The 20,119-nt window shown below is 56.3% G+C and carries 21 protein-coding genes; 12 read left to right on the top strand and 9 right to left on the bottom strand.

The annotated features are described in order from the left end of the window. Positions 1-20: 20 nt before the first annotated feature. Entirely contained in the window at positions 21-359 is a 339-nt protein-coding gene (locus ACR3EH_RS16620; protein ID WP_050602105.1) for a P-II family nitrogen regulator, read from the bottom strand. A 169-nt stretch (positions 360-528) separates the two neighbouring features. Between ACR3EH_RS16620 and ACR3EH_RS16625 the strand changes: the two genes are divergently transcribed. The 3 genes from ACR3EH_RS16625 (at position 529) to tig (ending at position 5,084) form a co-directional block, all read left to right on the top strand. Continuing rightward, positions 529-2,133, top strand: a complete 1,605-nt coding sequence (locus tag ACR3EH_RS16625; RefSeq protein ID WP_171185846.1) for an NAD(P)H-hydrate dehydratase — start codon at positions 529-531, stop codon at positions 2,131-2,133. A gap of 308 nt (positions 2,134-2,441) precedes the next feature. Continuing rightward, on the top strand, positions 2,442-3,566 hold the full coding sequence (locus ACR3EH_RS16630) for a porin (RefSeq protein WP_171185844.1): 1,125 nt from the start codon (positions 2,442-2,444) through the stop codon (positions 3,564-3,566). 186 nt (positions 3,567-3,752) lie between these two features. Then, positions 3,753-5,084, top strand: coding sequence for a trigger factor (tig, locus tag ACR3EH_RS16635; protein WP_171091203.1), 1,332 nt, complete (start codon positions 3,753-3,755; stop codon positions 5,082-5,084). 101 nt (positions 5,085-5,185) lie between these two features. On the opposite strand, the gene ACR3EH_RS16640 is transcribed toward tig, so the two are convergent. From ACR3EH_RS16640 to rpsF, 6 genes are all read right to left on the bottom strand, one after another. Beyond that, on the bottom strand, positions 5,186-6,040 hold the full coding sequence (locus ACR3EH_RS16640) for an acyl-homoserine-lactone synthase (RefSeq protein ID WP_171185842.1): 855 nt from the start codon (positions 6,038-6,040) through the stop codon (positions 5,186-5,188). Between the two features lie 107 nt (positions 6,041-6,147). Then, the gene (locus ACR3EH_RS16645; protein WP_171185840.1) at positions 6,148-6,849 is read right to left on the bottom strand and encodes an autoinducer binding domain-containing protein; all 702 of its coding nucleotides are present in this window, start codon (positions 6,847-6,849) and stop codon (positions 6,148-6,150) included. A 237-nt stretch (positions 6,850-7,086) separates the two neighbouring features. Beyond that, positions 7,087-7,575 carry a lytic transglycosylase domain-containing protein gene (locus ACR3EH_RS16650; protein WP_171185838.1) on the bottom strand — a complete coding sequence of 163 codons (489 nt, stop codon included), beginning with the start codon at positions 7,573-7,575 and terminating at the stop codon, positions 7,087-7,089. Positions 7,576-7,726: 151 nt separating this feature from the next. After that, positions 7,727-8,347, bottom strand: a complete 621-nt coding sequence (rplI, locus tag ACR3EH_RS16655; protein ID WP_171676112.1) for a 50S ribosomal protein L9 — start codon at positions 8,345-8,347, stop codon at positions 7,727-7,729. A gap of 12 nt (positions 8,348-8,359) precedes the next feature. Beyond that, entirely contained in the window at positions 8,360-8,587 is a 228-nt protein-coding gene (gene rpsR / locus ACR3EH_RS16660) for a 30S ribosomal protein S18 (protein ID WP_005608650.1), read from the bottom strand. Between the two features lie 28 nt (positions 8,588-8,615). Further along, on the bottom strand, positions 8,616-8,969 hold the full coding sequence (gene rpsF / locus ACR3EH_RS16665) for a 30S ribosomal protein S6 (protein WP_171090718.1): 354 nt from the start codon (positions 8,967-8,969) through the stop codon (positions 8,616-8,618). A gap of 283 nt (positions 8,970-9,252) precedes the next feature. On the opposite strand from rpsF, the gene ACR3EH_RS16670 reads away from it, so the two are divergent. Together ACR3EH_RS16670 and ACR3EH_RS16675 are read left to right on the top strand one after the other, a co-directional pair. Next, positions 9,253-9,771: a hypothetical protein gene (locus tag ACR3EH_RS16670; protein ID WP_171185835.1), complete on the top strand. Its 519-nt coding sequence runs from the start codon at positions 9,253-9,255 to the stop codon at positions 9,769-9,771. Between the two features lie 127 nt (positions 9,772-9,898). Beyond that, on the top strand, positions 9,899-10,471 hold the full coding sequence (locus ACR3EH_RS16675; protein ID WP_171185833.1) for a YceI family protein: 573 nt from the start codon (positions 9,899-9,901) through the stop codon (positions 10,469-10,471). 61 nt (positions 10,472-10,532) lie between these two features. Here ACR3EH_RS16675 and ACR3EH_RS16680 read toward each other — a convergent pair whose 3' ends face one another. Further along, positions 10,533-11,753: a cytochrome b/b6 domain-containing protein gene (locus ACR3EH_RS16680; protein ID WP_171185830.1), complete on the bottom strand. Its 1,221-nt coding sequence runs from the start codon at positions 11,751-11,753 to the stop codon at positions 10,533-10,535. 174 nt (positions 11,754-11,927) lie between these two features. On the opposite strand from ACR3EH_RS16680, the gene fabD reads away from it, so the two are divergent. From fabD to mltG, 7 genes are all read left to right on the top strand, one after another. Further along, a complete protein-coding gene (gene fabD, locus ACR3EH_RS16685) occupies positions 11,928-12,866 on the top strand; it encodes an ACP S-malonyltransferase (RefSeq protein ID WP_171185828.1) in 939 nt (312 codons plus the stop codon). A gap of 41 nt (positions 12,867-12,907) precedes the next feature. Further along, positions 12,908-13,645, top strand: coding sequence for a 3-oxoacyl-[acyl-carrier-protein] reductase (fabG, locus tag ACR3EH_RS16690; protein ID WP_171185826.1), 738 nt, complete (start codon positions 12,908-12,910; stop codon positions 13,643-13,645). A gap of 208 nt (positions 13,646-13,853) precedes the next feature. Beyond that, complete coding sequence (locus ACR3EH_RS16695) at positions 13,854-14,087, top strand: acyl carrier protein (protein ID WP_050602116.1); 234 nt, start codon at positions 13,854-13,856, stop codon at positions 14,085-14,087. A gap of 137 nt (positions 14,088-14,224) precedes the next feature. Beyond that, positions 14,225-14,764 carry a GNAT family N-acetyltransferase gene (locus ACR3EH_RS16700; RefSeq protein WP_171185824.1) on the top strand — a complete coding sequence of 180 codons (540 nt, stop codon included), beginning with the start codon at positions 14,225-14,227 and terminating at the stop codon, positions 14,762-14,764. Positions 14,765-14,887: 123 nt separating this feature from the next. Further along, entirely contained in the window at positions 14,888-15,631 is a 744-nt protein-coding gene (locus ACR3EH_RS16705; protein WP_171185822.1) for a 1-(5-phosphoribosyl)-5-[(5-phosphoribosylamino)methylideneamino]imidazole-4-carboxamide isomerase, read from the top strand. A gap of 194 nt (positions 15,632-15,825) precedes the next feature. Continuing rightward, positions 15,826-17,091, top strand: coding sequence for a beta-ketoacyl-ACP synthase II (gene fabF / locus ACR3EH_RS16710; RefSeq protein ID WP_171185820.1), 1,266 nt, complete (start codon positions 15,826-15,828; stop codon positions 17,089-17,091). Continuing rightward, positions 17,092-18,249 carry an endolytic transglycosylase MltG gene (gene mltG / locus ACR3EH_RS16715; RefSeq protein WP_171185817.1) on the top strand — a complete coding sequence of 386 codons (1,158 nt, stop codon included), beginning with the start codon at positions 17,092-17,094 and terminating at the stop codon, positions 18,247-18,249. It abuts the gene before it with no gap. A gap of 85 nt (positions 18,250-18,334) precedes the next feature. On the opposite strand, the gene ACR3EH_RS16720 is transcribed toward mltG, so the two are convergent. Beyond that, the gene (locus ACR3EH_RS16720; protein WP_171185815.1) at positions 18,335-19,600 is read right to left on the bottom strand and encodes a DEAD/DEAH box helicase; all 1,266 of its coding nucleotides are present in this window, start codon (positions 19,598-19,600) and stop codon (positions 18,335-18,337) included. Positions 19,601-20,119 lie beyond the last annotated feature (519 nt).

Genomic DNA, 20,119 nt, shown 5'->3' on the forward strand with positions numbered 1-20,119 from the left:
GATTGGAGGGTTTTGGAGGGTTATAGTGCGTCCGAACCGGTCTCGCCGGTGCGGATACGGATAGCTTGTTCGACGGGCGAGACGAAAATCTTGCCATCGCCGATCTTGTCGGTTTTGGCGGCCGAAACGATGGCTTCGATGGCGGCATCGACCTGATCATCGTCCAGAACGACTTCGACCTTCACTTTGGGCAGAAAATCGACGACATATTCCGCGCCGCGATACAGTTCGGTATGGCCTTTCTGACGACCGAAGCCTTTGACCTCGATCACGCTGAGGCCCTGGACGCCCACGTCCTGCAATGCCTCTTTCACTTCGTCCAGTTTGAACGGCTTGATGATCGCTTCGATCTTTTTCATCCCGGCTCACCTTGAATGGTTGTCTCAGGGGCAGTGATCACGTCTAAGATCGGGCGGCAATGTGATTGCGGATTTGGGCAGGTTGGGATGCATCGAAATCTGGCGACGTGCTAATTTATGGGCGTGTTGCACAAAAACTAATCAAAATTGAATCGAATGAGGGTGTGGGATGACGGAATTGCTGACAGCGGCGCAGATGCGGGCCATTGAGCAGGCTGCCATCGAATCCGGTGAGGTGACAGGTCTTGAGCTGATGGAGCGGGCCGGGCAGGGCGTTGTTGAGGCAATTTTCGAGGAGTGGCCAGAGTGGGACAGGCGAGGGGCCAGCCCCTCGCGCTCCCCGAGGTATTTGGGGCCAGATGAAGGGGATCCGCTGCGTGCGGTGGTGCTGTGCGGGCCGGGGAACAATGGTGGCGATGGCTTTGTTGTCGCCAGGTTGTTGCGGGAGTTGGGATGGGAGGTTGAGGTCTTTCTGTACGGGGATCCGGAGAAGCTGCCGCCGGATGCGCGTGTGAATTATGAGCGGTGGCTGGATGAAGGCGACGTTAATGTGTTCGCCGTCGATGCCAGCCCAAGTGACGCGGAATATCTTCAGCTTCCGAAGGACACTGATCTGATTGTCGATGGAGCGTTCGGAACCGGTCTTACCCGACCGTTTACAGGTGTGTTCTCTTTATTGGCGAATACTGAGACAAGGGCATTGCTGTGGGATCGAGGTGTAAAGGTCGTCGCAGTTGATACGCCAAGTGGCTTGTGCGCCGATAGTGGCCGCGTTTTAGGCAACGTCATTGTCGCCGACTTGACGGTCACGTTTCACAGTAAAAAGGTCGGGCATGTTTTAGGCGATGGTCCAACGTCCTGCGGGAAGGTGCAAACAAAATCGATTGGGCTCGAAACAGCTAAAAGCAGCCAGATTGTCCAAATGGCTTCCGTCGATGGGGCGAGACTGCGGAAGAAGACAGAAGGCCACAAGTACTCTCATGGACACGCTCTGATCTTGTCCGGAGGGGGCGGAAAAACAGGCGCGGCGCGATTGGCCGCGCGCGGGGCGTTGCGGATTGGTGCGGGATTGGTGACGTTGGGTGTACCGCCTGCGGCGGTCTTGGAAGTGGCTAGTCAGATCACGGCGCTCATGTTGCAGCGCGTTGAGGGAAAAGATGGCCTGGTCGAGGTTCTGAGTGACCCGCGCCTCAATGCGCTTTGTCTCGGCCCCGGGCTGGGAGTGGAACGCGCGCGTGAGTTGGTTCCGGTGGCTTTGGCAGCGCGCCGGGCAACGGTGTTGGATGCGGATGCGTTGTCGGCCTTTGCGGACGACCGGGATGCTTTGTTTGCGCAGTTACACGAAAACTGCGTGCTCACCCCGCACGGAGGAGAGTTTGCGCGGCTTTTCCCCGACATTGCGGACAATTTGAAAGCTGCGCCGACACAAGGCCCTGCCTATTCCAAGGTTGACGCAACGCGGGCGGCTGCAAAGCGCGCTGGGTGCGTGGTTCTGTTCAAGGGGTCGGATACCGTGATTGCCGCACCTGACGGGCGATGTTCGGTCAACTCGGCCTCGTACGAGAGGGCGGCTCCTTGGTTGGCGACCGCTGGATCTGGCGATGTGCTGGCGGGATTCATCACCGGGTTGCTGGCACGTGGGTATCAACCGTTGCAAGCTGCAGAGACTGCCGCGTGGCTGCATGTGGAATGCGCACTGCAATTTGGGCCCGGCCTGATTGCCGAGGACTTGCCGGAACAGCTGCCTGACGTGTTTAGAAAGATGAATATTTGAGTGTGTTGGCGGGGAATGGCCCAATCTACGTCAGATCGGCGAATTTTCGCCGATCAGGGCTGCGGGGGTGCAGAGTGAGTGTTTGCCAGACGCACAGACCGGAGGCAAAGTTGTTTTGAGCACCTCCGAAACGGACTGGTGGTGATGTATTTAAGCAAATGAAATACATTATAAAATTCTCTTGGCCTCTGCGTTCTGTGTTGCGAATTTGCCATTCCTTTACGAGACAGCGCGCGGGCATCTGGAACGTCGGTGCTCGATGATCAATTGGACGGGGCGTAACACCCGAACCATTCATGGTGAGTGAAATGACTTCTAAATTCAAAACCCTTTCCGCTGCCGCTGCGCTAACTGCAACGGCGGCAATTCCGGCTGCAGCTGAGCTGAAATACGAAAACAACACAGGCGGTTATGTGTTGCTTTATGGGCAGTTGCACCCAGCCCTGATTTCGGTCGATGACGGGCAGGACACCGAGACGCGGGTCCTCGACAACGACCTGTCGAACAGCCGGGTGGGCCTGCGCCTGATGCAGCCTTACGGTAGCAATGAGTTCCAGTTTTGGTTTGAAACAGGGCTTGGCCTGCCTGGTTCGGCGTCTGCTGATCAGTTTGGAACCAACGCTGATGGCTGGAATCGCGAAGATATTCGTCACGTGGATTTCTCGCTGAAAGGTGGGTACGGCAAGTTTTCGGCGGGGCAGGGCAGTATGGTCGCTGACGGTGCCGCTGAGGTGGATCTGTCATATGTCGGAACCGCGCTGTATTCGTTCACCAACGATGAAAACGCCGGCTTCTTCTATCGCGACACCGCTGGAATGCTGAGCGGTATCACGGTTGGCGATAGTTCCAGCAACTTTGACGGCTCGCGCCGTGGGCGCATCCGGTATGACACCCCAGCATTCAACGGGTTCTCGGCGGGCTTCGCCTATGGGCAAAACATTCTGTCCAGCAGCGACGACGATGACTACTACGACGTTGGTCTTTTCTATGAAAACACCTTCGCCGGTGGCGTGGAATTCGCGGCAGCTGTTGCATATTCGGTGCGCGACCGGGACGACAATTCCGGCGATCGCAAGGACACGATTGGTTCGGCGTCTGTCCTTCTGCCAAGCGGGCTGGGATTTACGATTGCTGGCGGTACGCGTGACGACGATCAGGCCGGGGCGACGGATCCGAATTACTGGTATGGCAAAATCTCATACGAAGGAAATTGGATCGCCTGGGGTAAGACCGGTGTCGGCATAGACTACTATGACGGTTCAGACTTCGACAGCAACGGGTCGGACACCAAAGCCTGGGGTATCGCAGTTGTTCAGAAGGTTGATGCAATCAAGACAGATGTTTATCTGAAGTACCGCAACCACGACTTCGATGATGGTTCATCCTTTGACAACAACGAAGCATGGGTTCTAGGCGCACGCTGGAAGTTCTGATCGCTGTAACTGGATTAAAAACGAGCGCCCCGGTTTCCGGGGCGTTCTTTTTTGGGGGAATAGGCGATCAAATACAGGTGGATTCTGCCTTTGCCCCTTGCACGTACGCTGCTGGGCAAATAGAAGGCGTCAAATTTGCCCGGCGCGCCCTTTTTGCGCGCCCCGAATCCTATGGGGACTACCATAATGCAGGTTACAGAGACGCTGAACGAAGGTCTGAAACGCGGCTACAACATCGTTGTGACCGCAGCCGAGCTGGACGACAAGGTCAATGAAAAGCTGACCGAAGCGCAGCCGGAAATCGAAATGAAAGGTTTCCGCAAAGGTAAGGTGCCGATGGCACTGCTGAAAAAGCAGTTTGGTCAACGCCTGCTGGGCGAAGCGATGCAGGAAAGCATCGATGGCGCGATGAACAAGCACTTTGAAGACAGCGGTGACCGCCCTGCGCTGCAGCCCGAAGTCAAGATGACCAATGAAGATTGGAAAGAAGGCGACGACGTTGAAGTGGCCATGTCTTACGAGGCACTGCCAGCGATCCCCGAAGTTGACCTGAAATCCGTCGAGCTGGAGAAGCTGGTGGTCAAAGCTGACGACGCGGCTGTGGAAGAAGCGCTGAACAACCTGGCTGAAACCGCGCAGGATTTCAAAGCGCGCCGCAAGGGCTCGAAGGCGAAAGACGGCGACCAGATCGTTTTTGATTTCGTTGGCAAGGTTGACGGCGAAGAATTCGACGGCGGTTCGGCTGAAGAGTACCCTCTGGTACTGGGCTCGAACAGCTTCATCCCCGGTTTCGAAGAGCAGCTGGTTGGTGTGAAGGCCGAGGAAGTCAAAGACGTCAACGTGACCTTCCCTGCAGAGTACGGTGCCGAGCACCTGGCCGGCAAAGACGCTGTTTTCACCTGCACCATCAAAGAGGTGAAAGAACCGGTGGCCGCAGAGGTCAACGACGATCTGGCCATGAAGTTCGGTGCTGAAGATCTGGATGCCTTGAAGGGGCAGATTTCGGAACGTCTGGAAGCAGAATACGCAGGTGCATCGCGTGCTGTGATGAAGCGTGCTCTGCTGGACGTGCTGGACGAGAAAGTGTCGTTCGACCTGCCACCGTCGCTGGTGGACGCTGAAGCCAAGCAGATCGCACATCAGCTGTTCCACGAGGAAAACCCGGACGTGGAAGGCCACGATCACGGCGAGATTGAGCCGACTGAAGAGCACACCAAACTGGCCGAACGCCGCGTGCGTCTGGGTCTGTTGCTGGCCGAGTTGGGTCAGAAGGCCGAGGTCGAAGTGACCGACGCAGAAATGACCCAGGCGATCATGAACCAGGCGCGTCAGTACCCGGGTCAAGAGCGTCAGTTCTTTGAATTTGTTCAACAGAACGCTCAAATGCAGCAGCAGATGCGCGCACCCATCTTCGAAGACAAAGTCGTCGACTATGTGTTCGAACTGGCTCAGGTCAACGAAAAAGACGTGAGCAAAGACGATCTGCAAAAAGCCGTTGAGGCACTGGAAGAGGAGTAATCCTCTTCCGCCCATTCTTACGAATGGGCACAAAAAAACGGAGCCGCCTGCTAATCAGACGGCTCCGCATGGGTGGCTTTTGTACCTATGAGGTGAGGGGGTCAGGCCTCATGAGCAAAAGCACGGGGGGTTTGTAGCAGAGCAGTCTTCTGCTCTGGTGTGAACGTGTTCGAGAGCGTTTCGATCAGCCTCAGCACATCTTGCCGTTCAGCTTCTGTCTTCGCGGCGCTCATCTGTTCCACAAAATACTTTTCAAGATCAGTCAGTGGTTTGTGATCCTGATTGGCAGGGCTTTGTGCTGCGGCTTTCTTGGCTGCAAAGAGGGCCAGTGCCTCTTCGTCGTCGATGAAGACATCGTTGTGAATGTCCGCAAACTCACGCAGACCCGCGATGCGTTCGTCTGTGCAATCCAGCAGAGCAGCCAGCGCATGAACTTTCCCCATTGGGACAGTTTGGCCGACATAGTCATACGGGGCGCAATTCGAGCGTTTCAGGACCCGATCCATGACCGGATCGATCACGGTGATGATGTCCTGAATGCCTGCGTTCTTGGCATATTCCAAAGAACCGATCATCAATTCGCAGGTTGCGTATGAAACCGAGTTCTTTTCTTTGCCGCGTGTGAGACGCTGGGTATCTACGCAAAAGCGGGTCGATTCCCACATGGTTGCGCTGCGCAGTGGTGCTTCGCCGCAAAGGATCGCCGAGAAGACATCCGACAACATGTGAGGGCCGGTGGTCTGGAGGGCACGCACGGCTGCGACGACATTCCCCTCATCGTCGAGTCCGATTACATATGCCGGGTCCAGATGATCGAACTCGTCGATTTCTTTTCCGTCTTCTATTTTGACGTCCCATCCAAGACGTTCGCCAAATACACGTGCTCTCAACTCGAACATTTCGTCAAGAACTTCGCTGAACATATGTCTGTTCAGGCCATCTACCACGATGATCATTTCTTCCCCCTTCGAGTGGTTGTTCGGTAAATACGACGTTACCGGTCCCAGGGGATTTTTCTATTGGGGGTTTCCCGTATTTTGGCGAAATTAAGCGCTTTTTTTGATTAACCTGGGGTAATTAGCCCAATCGCAATCGCGCGTCCAACAGCCTGCGGGGTGGTCAGGGCACTAAGCTTTTCCCGACTCGAACGCAAGTGTACTTCGACGGTCCGGTGCGAAATCGACAAAATATCGCCGATGTCCTGCTGAGATTTGCCAGCTGCGACCCATTGCAGGATCTCTGCTTCTCGGGTCGACAGGGTTGGATGGTAGAGCGCGCTGGTCAGCTGATCCGACGAAACGACGTTGTCGTGAATGTGTACTGCCATGGATTGCAGGTCGCTTATCACGTGGGTGTAGAGCTTGCGCCACTCTTCCTTACTGCAGTCGCGGGTTGCACTGAGCAGCCCGATATCGCCGTAAGGACCGCGCACAGGAATCGTAACACCTTGACTGGGCAGGCCAAAATCATGAGCGTCTCGGAAAACACGCTGGAAATCGGGGCTGCGTTCAAGGCGGCTCCAATCCACCGGAGCAATGCTGCGGCGTGCCATGTGGATGGTTGGGTCGATCATGATCAGACCCTGGTTCTGGTAATGCTCTGTCCACTCATCGTCATACGTGACAAAGCCAGCCACAGATCCAGCGGCAGGGTTCATGCCTGCATAAGCAGCATGGTCCATTTCATGCTTGTCACAGATTTGCCTTAGAAATTCGGTGTAGCGAACTTCTGAATCCGGCAGAGTGCTCAGATCGACAATTTCCATGCGGCGCCTACCAGCTGCGGCCCATCTTAACTGCCCGATGGTGTCGTCGAGCATACGTATTCAACAGAGTGGAACCCGGTTACCTCACTCAACCAGAACATCATATTTTCTTAATCCTGACAAGCAGAGGCATCAATTGTCTGCGCTATTCAGGATATTGTGACATTCAATAGAGCATTTTTGTCACTATCCCGCCTCAAGTGCTAATTTTCAGGCGAAAACTGACGCTAACTACCGTCAAGGTGCGGGTTTGAGCCCGGTTTCTACCAACAATCCCCGTGCTTTGGCTTCGGGCCAATACCCTTTCGCATACAAAAAGATCGCGCGTTGCTGGTCTCCGTCGGACAGCAGCCATGCTCCGCGCAAGTACTTGCCCGCGAATTCCAGGTTGGTGTCCGCATTTAATAGTCCCTCGGCGTTACCTTTGTACCCCATCGATCGTGCGGTGGCTGGAAGGATCTGTAGCAGCCCATAGTAGGGGCGGTTCACGGCCCAAGGGCGGTGTGTGCTTTCGCGAATAGCCAGCTTGTGGACAAGCTCGCGCGGAAGCTCGTAGTGATCAGCCCATTTGTTGATCGAGGCTCTGAGTTCCGGCGTCTCATTTGGATAGAGGGGCGGATTGAATTGAGTGGTGTCGGCTTTGGAGACTTCACCTCCACCGCATGCAAGCAGCGGAGTTGTGAGCAACAGGGCAAGGAAGCTGCGGCGGGGGAAAACGGGCATCATGAATCTCCGGTCAATAAGGCGGTATGATATGGAACGTCTGTTCGGTCGCAACTCTAGCGATCAATTTGGGCCTAAATTTGCTGGTTTGGCTGCGGCATAAAAAAGGCCGCACAAAACGTGCGGCCTTTGTCTTGTTCAAAGCGTAGCCAGATCAGGCTTTGGCTTCGTCTTCCTCAACCGGAGCAGCTTCGGCAGCCAGGTCATCGTCTTCCGATGCGGCCGAGCCGATGTCGTCGAACAGTTCGGCGATTTCGAATTCAGCGGCGGCTTCTTCTTCAGCAGCCAGTTCCTGAATCGATTTGCCAGATGCCTGCAATTCGGCTTCTTCTTCCGAACGGGCAACATTCATCTTGATCTCAACTTCGACCTCGGGGTGCAGGCGGACAGCAACAGAGTGCAGACCCAGTTCTTTGATCGGAGCGACCAGAACGACCTGTTTCTTGTCGACTGTGAAGCCTGCTTCGGTTGCAGCGTCTGCGGCGTCACGCGGGGTGACCGAGCCGTACAGAGCGCCAGCATCCGATGCCGAGCGAATCACGATGAACTGCTGACCGTCCAGCTTTTCAGCCAGTGCTTCAGCTTCTTTCTTGGTTTCCAGGTTGCGGGCTTCCAGCTGCGCTTTCTGAGCTTCGAACGAGGCAATGTTCGTCTCGGATGCACTCAGGGCTTTGCCTTGGGGCAGCAGGAAGTTGCGGGCGTAGCCGGGCTTGACGTCAACGACGTCGCCCATCTGACCCAGTTTCGCAACGCGTTCCAGAAGGATAACTTGCATCTCAGTCTCTCCTTACTTCACGGCGTAGGGCAGCAGGGCGAGGAAGCGGGCGCGCTTGATAGCACGAGCCAGTTCACGCTGCTTTTTCGCCGAAACGGCGGTGATGCGCGAAGGAACAATCTTGCCGCGCTCAGAGATGTAGCGCTGCAGCAGACGGGTGTCCTTGTAGTCGATTTTCGGCGCGTTCTCACCCGAGAACGGGCAGACCTTACGACGGCGGAAAAATGGTTTTGCGGCCATGGTTTAGTGTCCTTTCCTCAGGCGGTGATCAACGGCGCTCGCGGCGGTCGCCACGCTCGTCACGCTTCTGCATCTGAACCGACGGGCCATCTTCGTGACCGTCGACCTTGATGGTCAAAACGCGCATGACATCGTCATGCAGGCGCATCAGGCGTTCCATTTCCTGAACCGCACCCGAGGGGGCATCGGTCTTCAGGAAGGCATAGTGGCCTTTGCGGTTCTTGTTGATCTTATAGGCCATCGTCTTGACGCCCCAGTACTCGCTGTCGACAAGGCTGCCGCCGTTGTCCGCCAGTACGGTGCCAAAGTGTTCAACGAGGCTTTCCGCCTGCGCGTTGGACAGGTCCTGACGCGCGATCATTACATGCTCATACAGTGGCATGTGCACTCCTGTTTATATCAAGGCGCATTTCATAGGCGGGGCCATTTGGTCCTTCGCGACCCTGCCACGAGAGGCTGCGCGATTCATATGACTGCGAAGGATGGCCCCGTATACACGTTTGAACCGCAGGGGCAAGACCCGCCACATATGCCTTGGTGAAGTCGCCCAATTTCCTTTGGGGTGCCCAATTGCTGACGCTTTTCGGCTCAAAGTTGTTTTACATACCGGACATTACCCGGAACCAACTGAAAACCGACAGTAACCTTATAAAGGGTGAAACGTTATGACCGCGACGAACACAAACACATACCGGGAAGAAGCGGCTGGATCGCGCTTTGAACACTCGGTTCCGGTAATGATCGCATTTGCACCGAATTGGAAGGCGCGCTTGATCCTGGCGCGGATGGTTGGCGCATTCCTGATCGTGTCAGCGTTTTCAATGTGGCTGATGCCGGGGTCGGTCATCGGTGCGGATGTCTGGCCGATCAAGATGGTTGCTTCGATGCTGTTTCTGATCGTTGGGGTCAGCTTGCTGACGATTGAGGTTCTGGATCCGCGTCCCGATGCGTATTTCGATCCTATTCGTCGCGAGGTGCGGGTATTGCAAAAGAACGAAGATGGGCGCCCACAGACTGTTTTGCGTCGCAGCTACGACTCCTTGGGTGGTGCACGCTTTGAAGAGAACGAAGTGCACTTGTTCGACGTGGACGGCAGCCTGTTGATGAAACTGCCGCTTGAATCGGCGGATGTCAGCCGAGCCCTCAAAGGGCAATTGAGCAAAAGCGTAACAATTTTCGGCTGATTTTTATTCTGTTCATAAAGGAACAGAGATTGTTAGCCAAAAGAGGTTGTGTGCCGCCCTAGGGCGGCACATCTTGTTTGTGAGCAACCCCCATCGGCTTGCACACAAAAAAAACGCGGAGATTGTTATGAAATCCATCCTTCTTGCTGCGGCTTTGGCCGTTTCGGCAACTGCTGCATTTGCCAGTGCCGAGAAATATGTACTGGACCCCAGCCACAGCCAGGTCATCTTCAACTATGATCACCTTGGCTTTTCGACCACTTACGGCATGTTCTCGGGCTTTGAGGGCGAGATCATGTTCGATCAGGAAAACCCGGCGGCATCCAGCGTTACGGTTTCAATGCCGGTTATGGAGATGTTCACAGGATGGAAGCCTCGGGAAGACCACTTCATGACCGAAGACTTCTTTGGCGCTGCCGAGGGTGATCTGATCACTTTCGTCTCGACCGGGATCGAGGTGACGGGTGATGATACCGCCAATATCACCGGCGACCTGACCATGAATGGCGTAACCAAATCGGTTGTTCTGGATGCCAAGTTGAACAAAGTGGACAATCACCCGATGGCCAACAAGCCTTGGGCAGGTTTCAACGCGACCACAACGCTGGTTCGCAGTGAATTTGACCTGGGACAATTTGCACCGTTCGTAAGCGACGAAGTGCAGATTCAGATCTCGGTTGAGGCTCAAAAGGCTGAGTAAGTCGAAGGACTTGAAAGATTAAACCGCCGGTGAGTATCTCACCGGCGGTTTTTTGTTGGCATTAATGACTGCGGCTGGCGGTCAGGTCGACAGAAACAGAGACGGCAAAGCCCAGGGACTCTTCGGTCGGCTGTGACGTGCCGACGTTGAAATCCAACCGGTTGAGTTCAACAGAACCCAACATGGTGGCCGTATCGCCCTGAAGCTCCAGGGAAAACGGCAGAACGATATCCATTGTTTTGTCGCGGATGGTCAGCGGGCCACGGGCTTCGTACCCGGTTTCGGTCTTGAACAAATCTGCGGTGAACTGCGCCGTAGGGAATTGTGATGTGTCAAAGAAATCGGAACCCATGGCCTGATCGGTGACCGAACCAAGGCTCAGAGAGCCGATGGCTATGTTAACGTCCACAGATCCCGCAGGGCCGACTTGTGCAGGTTCGTCGAAGGTGATGGCAGCGGTCCAGTCGGCAAAAGATCCGGTGACCGGGCTGCCCAACTGAGAGATTGTTATCGACAAGGCCCCGGTCTGCACTTGCCAGTCAGATTGAACTTCGGCGAGTTCGATGTCGGCATCGTCGGCCTCGCGTGCGAATTCACCTGTGACCCAGCCGCCAGTCAGAACCATGCCCCAAACCGCCACGGCAGCAAGCGCAGGGACAAGTGAATGGTGTTGATGCGGCGGTTCTGGTGCGTCCGAATGACCAGGCAGCATTCTTCGCAATGTACTGTCCTTGTCGATGACGTGATGTTTCAGCGCGCCAACAATGTGCAGCGCCAATGAACCCACCAGAACCCACATGAACAGCCAGTGAAGGACTCCGGTCATCTCGGCCACGGCTTCGGACTTGGGAACAAACGGCAGGTTTTGCCCAAAAGGCCAGAGGATCGGTGCGAACCCTTCTGTCGCGGCGTGGTGGATCCAACCGCTGAGTGGAACAAGGACCAGCGAACCGTATAGAAGCCAATGAACGGTTTCAGCTGCAAAGGCCTCGGGCTTGTTGTCTGCATTTAACAAGCCGGGTTTTGTTTGTGTGAAAGCCCACAAAATGCGCGCCAATGCCACGAAGAAGACAGCGATCCCTACAGTTTTATGCAGCGAAAAGACGCGCGCGGCGCGGGCGATCTGGGCCTCGGTTGGGGCGGTGTCTGCGTGAAGAACCGCGTATGCCAAGTTATCTGCGATCCAGCCAAGCGGCAGGGCTGTCAGGATCAGAAGGGCTGTGAGCCAGTGAAACGTCTTTGCAACGCTTCCGTAACTGGAAAATGAATTGGTCGCGGCCATGAAAATAAGACTCCGGGATTCTCTGTCGCGTCCAACGTAAAGACGCGTGAAACTGACACAAGTAAGCGCGGACGCACAGCAACGGTGCCAGAATGCAGAATGCAGGCAGCGCTTGTGCCAGACGAGCAGTCAGTTTACACCCCGCCGCAACCTAACAGTATGCATGAGGTTGCAATGACACTCGCGTTCGTTTTTCCAGGGCAGGGCGCCCAGACAATCGGTATGGGCAAAGCTTTGGCCGAGGCTTATCCGGCGGCGCAAGCCATCTTTGATGAGGTGGACGACGCTCTGGGTGAGAAACTGAGCAGCCTTATCTGGGAAGGCGACATTGCTGAGTTGACGCTGACACAAAATGCGCAGCCCGCATTGATGGCGACGTCAATGGCCGCAATGCGCGCCTTGGAGGCCGAGGGTGTTTCGATCAGCAAAGCCGCATTTGTGGCGGGGCACTCGCTTGGTGAGTATTCCGCTTTGGCCGCTGCTGGAACGTTGTCTGTCGCTGACACCGCGCGCCTGTTGCGCACGCGCGGGCAAGCCATGCAAAGCGCTGTGCCTGTGGGCGAGGGCGCGATGGCTGCCATTCTTGGCTTGGATCTTGACGCCGTGCGCTCTGTTGCTGAAGAGGCCGCGCAGGGCGAAGTGTGTCAGGCGGCAAATGACAACGATCCAACCCAAGTTGTCGTGTCCGGTTCAAAAGCCGCTGTCGAGCGCGCTGCCGAGATTGCCAAGGAAAAAGGTGCAAAACGGGCTGTTATGTTGCCCGTAAGTGCTCCATTTCACTGTGCGCTGATGCAACCTGCTGCAGATGTAATGGCGGAAGCCCTTGCTGCGGTCGAAATCAAGGCACCCGCTGTGCCCCTGGTGGCGAACGTACGCGCCGAGGCGGTCAGTGATCCGGATTTGATCCGGCAGTTGCTTGTCGAACAGGTGACTGGGTCGGTCCGCTGGCGCGAGAGTGTGCAGTTCATGGCGGCGCAGGGTGTGACTGAGACATGGGAGATCGGCGCAGGCAAAGCGCTGTCTGGTATGATCCGCAAGATCGACCGTGCCATTGCAGGCAAAGCTGTGGGCACGCCGGAAGATGTTCAAAAGGCCCTTCAGGCCGAATCGTAAGCTAATGCGCGTCTTTGCCGACGCACCAAGAGGGAAACTGTATGTTTGATTTGACAGGTAAGAATGCGCTGATCACCGGTGCATCGGGTGGTATCGGTGGCGACATTGCGCGTGCACTGCACGGGGCGGGTGCAACGGTTGGATTGTCCGGTACGCGAGTCGAACCACTGCAAGCCCTGGCAGATGATCTGGGCGAGCGCGCGCATGTGCTGCCCTGCAATCTGAGCGATCCGGAAGCCGTGGAGGCGTTGCCAAAGCAGGCGGCCGCGGCGATGGGATCGGTGGACATTCTGGTCAACAACGCCGGAATCACACGCGACAACCTGTTCATGCGCATGTCCGACGAAGAATGGCAGAACGTTATTGACGTGAACATGACCTCGACCATGAAACTGTGCAAAGGCGTGATCCGGGGCATGATGAAATCGCGCTGGGGCCGGATCGTGAATGTCTCGTCCGTGGTGGCTGCAATCGGCAACCCTGGGCAGGCGAACTATGCGGCATCAAAAGCCGGAATGATCGGCTTTTCCAAGGCCTTGGCCCACGAAGTTGCAACGCGTGGGATCACAGTGAACGCTGTGGCACCGGGATTCATCACGACGGCTATGACCGAGAAACTGACCGAGGAACAGAAAAAGGGTCTGTTGGTCAAAGTTCCTGCGGGTCGCATGGGCGATCCTAAAGAAATTGCTGCGGCTGTTTTGTACCTTGCAAGCCCCGAGGCGGGTTATGTCACTGGAAGTACCTTGCATGTGAACGGCGGTATGGCCATGTTGTGATCGCGACAGGGGCGAACGCGAAAGCGTTTGCCTCTCGCGTCGACTATGCTATAGGCGGCGCATCTATGCGGGGCCGGTCTTTCAGGTCGGCCTTCTACTTTCCCGGTTTCCCGGGACCCAAACCGCCCGAAACGGGCAAATCAAGGCCAACCCGTGCGGGCAAGGGCAGAATCGGGCAGACCGCCCTGTAAAGGAATGAGGAATAGACATGAGCGACGTCGCAGATCGCGTTAAGAAGATCGTTGTTGAGCACCTGGGTGTTGAAGAAGACAAAGTCGTGGAAAACGCGTCTTTCATCGACGATCTGGGCGCAGACAGCCTGGACACCGTTGAGCTGGTTATGGCGTTCGAAGAAGAGTTCGGCATCGAGATTCCCGATGACGCAGCCGAAACCATCCAGACCTTCGGCGACGCGGTCAAGTTCATCAGCGAAGCGTCCTAAACGTTTCTTTCTGATCAAAAGCGGCGCTTCCGAGCAACGGAGGCGCCGTTTTTTATGTCCGCGCAAAATTCGCACTTGCGTGGCCATTTTCCACTGCGCACTGTTTCCATTGAGGCAAAACTCAAAGTGGACAGGGCATGATAAGATCCACTCCAATGATAAATACCGCGCGTTTGACGCTCTGCGCCATGCGCCCGGAGGATTTTGAACGGTTCGCTGAAATATGGCGTGACCCGTGTGTCGTGCAGCACATTGGCGGTACGCCCCGATCGCGAGGCGAAGCTTGGGACTCTTTTCTGCGCAATGCCGGGCACTGGCAAATGGCCGGATTTGGCCAATGGGGCGTGATGCAGCAATCGACGCGCACGCTGATTGGGCAGGCGGGGTTCTTTTATGGCAACCGACGTTTGGGCGAGGATTTTGATGGCTTCCCCGAAGCAGGTTGGATTTTGGCCCCCGAGGCACAGGGTCAAGGGTTGGGGTATGAGGCGGCCAAGGCGGCTCATGACTGGTTCGACCGTGTGATTCCGGGGCCTTTGGTGGCGATGGTAAACGCATCCAATTTGTCGTCCCAGAAGCTGGCCAAAAAGCTGGGCTATGTTTTGATGCGCGAAGGGGTGTATAATGAAACCCCGGTTCATTTGTTGCGGCGCAACGGACCACCCGCCCGCGCGTAATTCCGCCAGTTCGCGTATATGCCGCAAAATGGCCAAACTGTGCCGATCCCGGTAAATCGGGTTTGGAACGTTCGACCTATGCTACCGGGGATTTTCAGAGCGATTGAGCGGAGGAACAAGCTCATGAGGATTTACCCCACGATGGAACTGCAGAATGGCCGGTGTGTCACGCTGGACAAAGGCCGTCTGGATAACGCGATGATCTGGCACGTGAATCCGGTTGAAACCGCGCGGAGCTGGGCTGAGGCGGGTGCCGAATGGATGCATCTGACCGATTTCGACGCGATTGAAGGCAAAGATACCAACGTCGAACTGGTCGAGGAAATCATTCGCGGAGCAGAGATTCCTGTGCAACTGGCCGGTGGTATGCGCACGCGGGAACAGGTGGAGCATTGGATCGACAAAGGCGTAGGGCGCGTTGTCATCGGCACTTTGGCCGCGCTGGAGCCGAATCTGGTCAAGGAACTTGCCAAGCTGTACCCAGACCAAATTGTGCTGTCTGTCGATGTCTGGCAGGGGTATGTCATGACCGATGGTTGGCGCAACCAGAGCGCGTTCACACCCGAAGCATTCATTGACGCATTCGAAGGCGTACCATTTGCTGCGATTGTCGTGACAGATATCGACAGTGACATGAAAGATGTAGACGCTCAGCTTGGTCTGATTTCCGGAATCGCCGGGCATTCGAGGACCCCGGTGATTGCGAGCGGTGTTGTGCGCACGGCGGACGATATTTCCCGTCTGGCTTATATTCCGAATATCTCGGGCGCAATTGTCGGGCGGGCGCTGTTCCGTAAGTCGCTTGAGTTGTCAGATGCTCTGGAGATGGCTAAGGCCGCACACGAGCCAGTGGCGCAGTTCCAGTAAGCCGAATAAACAAACCATTCCGCCCTTTCTGCTGCGCGCGTGAAAGGGCGGGTACTGAGTTTTTCCCAAAATACGCGTTTCTCTGGGTGATCGGCGGCAGGATGCCGGCGCGGAAATCGCCCTTGCTCTTGCCCCCGCACCCCGGGCCGGGGTATGAGCGGTTCTCATAACAGGAAGCAGGCAAGAGGCACTTCATGCGCAGAGTCGTTGTAACCGGTCTTGGATTGGTCACTCCTTTGGCCAGCGGGGTCGAGGAAACATGGTCGCGGTTGCTGGACGGGGAATCCGGCGCAGGCCCCATCACGCACTTTGATGCGGTCGGCAGCGGGGTCACAACGACCTATGCCTGCGAGGTGCCGCGCGGGGATGGAACCGACGGAACGTTCAATCCCGATGATTGGATGCCGCCGAAAGAACAGCGCAAGATCGAAGACTTCATCCTGTATTCGATTGCGGCTGCGGAAATGGCCTGCAAGGACGCGAACTGGTTGCCGGAGGATGAGGAAGACCGTCTGCGGACAGGTGTTCTGATTGGTTCGGGTATCGGGGGGCTGGGCTCGATTGCCAATACAGCCAATCTGATCCGCGACAAGGGTCCGCGTCGGGTGTCGCCGTTCTTTATTCCGGGTGCTCTGATCAATCTGGCCTCGGGTCAGGTGTCTATCCGCCACGGGTTCAAGGGACCGAACCACTCTGTTGTGACGGCATGTTCGACTGGTGCCCATGCAATTGGCGATGCCAGCCGGATTATCCGCGCTGGTGATGCGGATGTCATGGTTGCAGGTGGCGGCGAAGGCTGCATCTGCGAGATCGGGATTGCAGGTTTCAACGCCTGTAAGGCTTTGTCGACGAAATATGCAGACGACCCGAAGAAAGCCAGCCGTCCCTATGATGTCGACCGTGACGGGTTCGTCATGGGTGAGGGCGCGGGCATCGTGGTTCTGGAAGACTACGAACACGCCAAGGCGCGTGGAGCGAAGATTTATGCCGAGGTTCTGGGCTATGGCATGTCGGGTGATGCCTATCACATCACCGCGCCGTCAGAGGATGGCGATGGGGCCGAACGTTCGATGAAGGCCGCGCTGCGCAGTGCCGGGCTGGAGCCGAAAGATCTGGACTACATCAACGCGCATGGCACCTCGACCATGGCGGATACGATTGAGTTGGGTGCTGTGGAACGCCTGCTGGGCGATCATGCGTCAAACGCCACAATGACCTCGACGAAGTCGGCCACCGGGCACTTGCTGGGGGCTGCGGGCGCGATTGAAGCGATCTTCTCGATCCTGGCGATCCGGGATCAGGTGGCGCCGCCGACGATCAACTTGGACAACCCGGCTGTCGAAACACCGATTGATCTGGCACCGAATGCCAAGCGCGAGCGCGAGATCAACGTGGCTCTGTCAAACTCGTTTGGGTTTGGCGGTACCAATGCCAGCGTGATCTTTGGAAAGGTCAGCTAAATGTGGCGGGCCATTGCTTCGAATGCGCTGACCATGTTGGTGGTCGGCCTGTTCCTGATGGGCGGACTGATCCTTTGGGGGCAATCTCAGTACAAAGCGGAAGGCCCGCTTGAAACCGCTATCTGCCTACAAGTCAGAAGCGGGTCGAATATGACGCGTGTCAGTCAGGAACTGGAAGATCAGGGCGCGATCCGCAATGCAACATTGTTCCGTATGGCTGCGGATTATACGGACCGCGCACAGCAGCTGAAAGCCGGTAGCTTTCTGGTACGCGAAGGTGCGTCGATGGAGCAGATCATTGCCGAGATCACCAGCAGCGGGGCCAGCACGTGTGGATCCGAGATCGAATACCGCATCGGCGTGACCCGTGCCCAGACACGGGTACGCGAGTTGAACCCGGCGACGTTGGATTTTGATGAAATCGCGTCTTTTGATGCTTTGGAGGAAGAGGCCCCAGCAGCCTATACCGAAAAGCGTAGTGAAGCGGACACTCGGTATCGCGTATCCTTGGCCGAAGGCGTGACCTCATGGCAGGTGGTTGAAGCGTTGAAGTCCTTTGAGGCGCTGACCGGAGAAGTGACTGAGATCCCGGCTGAGGGTATGTTGGCCCCGGACAGCTATGATGTTGTGGCTGGTCAGGACCGCAATGATGTCCTGAAGGCTATGCAAGACAAACAGCAGCTTCGAATCAACGCGGCCTGGGAAAACCGTCAGGATGGCTTGCCGTTGGAAAGCCCCGAAGAGATGCTGATCCTTGCTTCGATCATCGAAAAGGAAACCGGAGTTCCCGAAGAGCGCGGACAAGTAGCCAGCGTGTTCGTGAACCGCCTGAATCAAGGGATGCGGTTGCAGACGGACCCGACAGTCATCTATGGCGTGACCAAGGGGCAAGGCACTTTGGGTCGGGGTCTGCGGCGCAGTGAGTTGAACCGCCCAACGCCGTGGAACACGTATCAGATCGATGGGTTGCCGCCGACCCCGATTGCGAACCCCGGTTTAGCAAGTCTTGAGGCCGCCGTTGCGCCGGATGACACCAGCTTTGTGTTCTTTGTGGCCGATGGCACGGGCGGTCATGCCTTTGCAGAGACATTGCAGGAGCACAATCGTAACGTAGCCAAGTGGCGCGAGATTGAAGCTGAACGGAACTCGGGAAACTAGACCCAAATTTCAAAACTACGAAAAGAAACGCCGACGTCAGAGGAATATCCGACGTCGGCGTTTCTTTTTGTATTGGCTTTTGGTGTTAAGCGGCAGGGCGTCTGCGGCGGGGTCGGCGACCCTTTCCAGCCGAAGGCTTTCCATCGCCATTGGCTGGTTTGGGTTTGAACCCACGACGGCGATTATTTTGGCGGCGCGCTGGTTTTTGGGGTTCAACACCTTCAGGCATTGTGCCGCTTGCGACGGGAATTTCGATCTTCATCAGTTTCTGAATCTGACGCAGCAGATCGACTTCTTCAGGTGCACAAAATGCAATGGCCTCACCTTCACGCCCGGCACGCGCCGTGCGGCCGATCCGGTGGACATAGTTGTCAGGCACTTCGGGTAGATCGAAATTGAAAACATAAGCAACGCCAGGGATATCGATGCCACGCGCGGCAACGTCGGTGGCCACCAGAATGGTTACCTCACCTTCGCGAAACGCCTTGATCGCGCGGTCCCTTTGCCCCTGGCTTTTGTTGCCGTGGATCGAAGCCGCGTTGTACCCATCGGCAACCAGACCCTTCATCAACCGTTCGGCCCCGTGTTTGGTGCGGGTGAACACCAATGTCAGCGCATCGCTGTCTCGTGAGAGTATTTCTCGCAGCTTTGCTGGTTTTCCGGGTTTCGACACAAAGTGCAGCGACTGTGTGATCTTGTCAGCGGCCTTGCCTGGAGGCGATACCTGAACTCGTTGGGGGTTGGTCAGGTACGCGCGGCTAAGCTCTTCCATCTGTTTTGGCATGGTAGCCGAAAACAACATGGTTTGGCGTGGAGTACCCAGCGCTGGTGCAATTTTGCGCAGGGCGTGGATAAACCCCAAATCCAGCATCTGGTCAGCTTCGTCCAAAACCAGATGGCGAACCGAGCTGAGATCGACGGCGCCACGGTCCATCAGGTCAATCAGGCGACCCGGAGTGGCGACTAGAATATCTGTGCCACGCGCCAGGAACATGATCTGCTTGTTGATCGATTGTCCGCCCACAACTGTCCCAACGCGCAGCTTGGTGCCTTTGGTCAAGACGCGCAGGCTTTCGGCGATCTGGTTCACCAATTCGCGGGTCGGCGCAAGGATCAACGCCTTGGCTGTCTTGGGATCAGGTTTTCCAGGCTGAGCCAGCAGGTGATCAATCAGAGGCAGGCCGAAGGCCAGTGTCTTGCCGGTACCTGTTTGGGCAAGACCCAGAATGTCGTGGCCGTTCAGCGCAAGCGGGATGGCTTGGTTCTGAATCGGGGTAGGCTGTGTGAAATTGGCGCTTTTCAGCGCTTTGTTGAGTGCGGGGGCAAGGCCCAGCATGTCGAAGTCGAACAAAAAACTATCCTTTATGTCCGGAGCTATTGCCCACGGACAGGTCGTGACGGGTCGCGCGCGGCGACCTGCAGGGGTTGTGCGAGACCTCGGGACAGGCAGGCGCACCCTGCGCTATCCGGTCGTCGCGTCAAGAACCCTGCGTGATGGGGAACTGTAATGTGGATCGGGCGCTGTAGGGCGGAAGAGGTCCGCGCAAGCTCACGCAGCAGCGCTTTGATTGGCGGCAAATGGGGGTTGAGGGAAGGATTGTCAAGCTGGCATTTGTAAATGGAGCCATGCGTTGGAAGTGAGGGTGTCAAAATTAACGCGATTCTTAGCCCGGTTTCGAGTGACGCCCTGAAGCAAGAGGGTGGTTTTAATGGTTTTTCAACGAGAGCAGTATTCGCGAAGCAGCTATGTCGGGGGCTAAAATCTTACTTCTGCGTACGCTCCCCGTTGCGTTCGTGTTGCGTAACAAATTGACATTGCGTACTTAAATCCGTATGAGTTGTGTCATGCTAGAAGAAGTGGGCAACGGAG

Source organism: Ruegeria sp. BG7 (assembly GCF_056535685.1).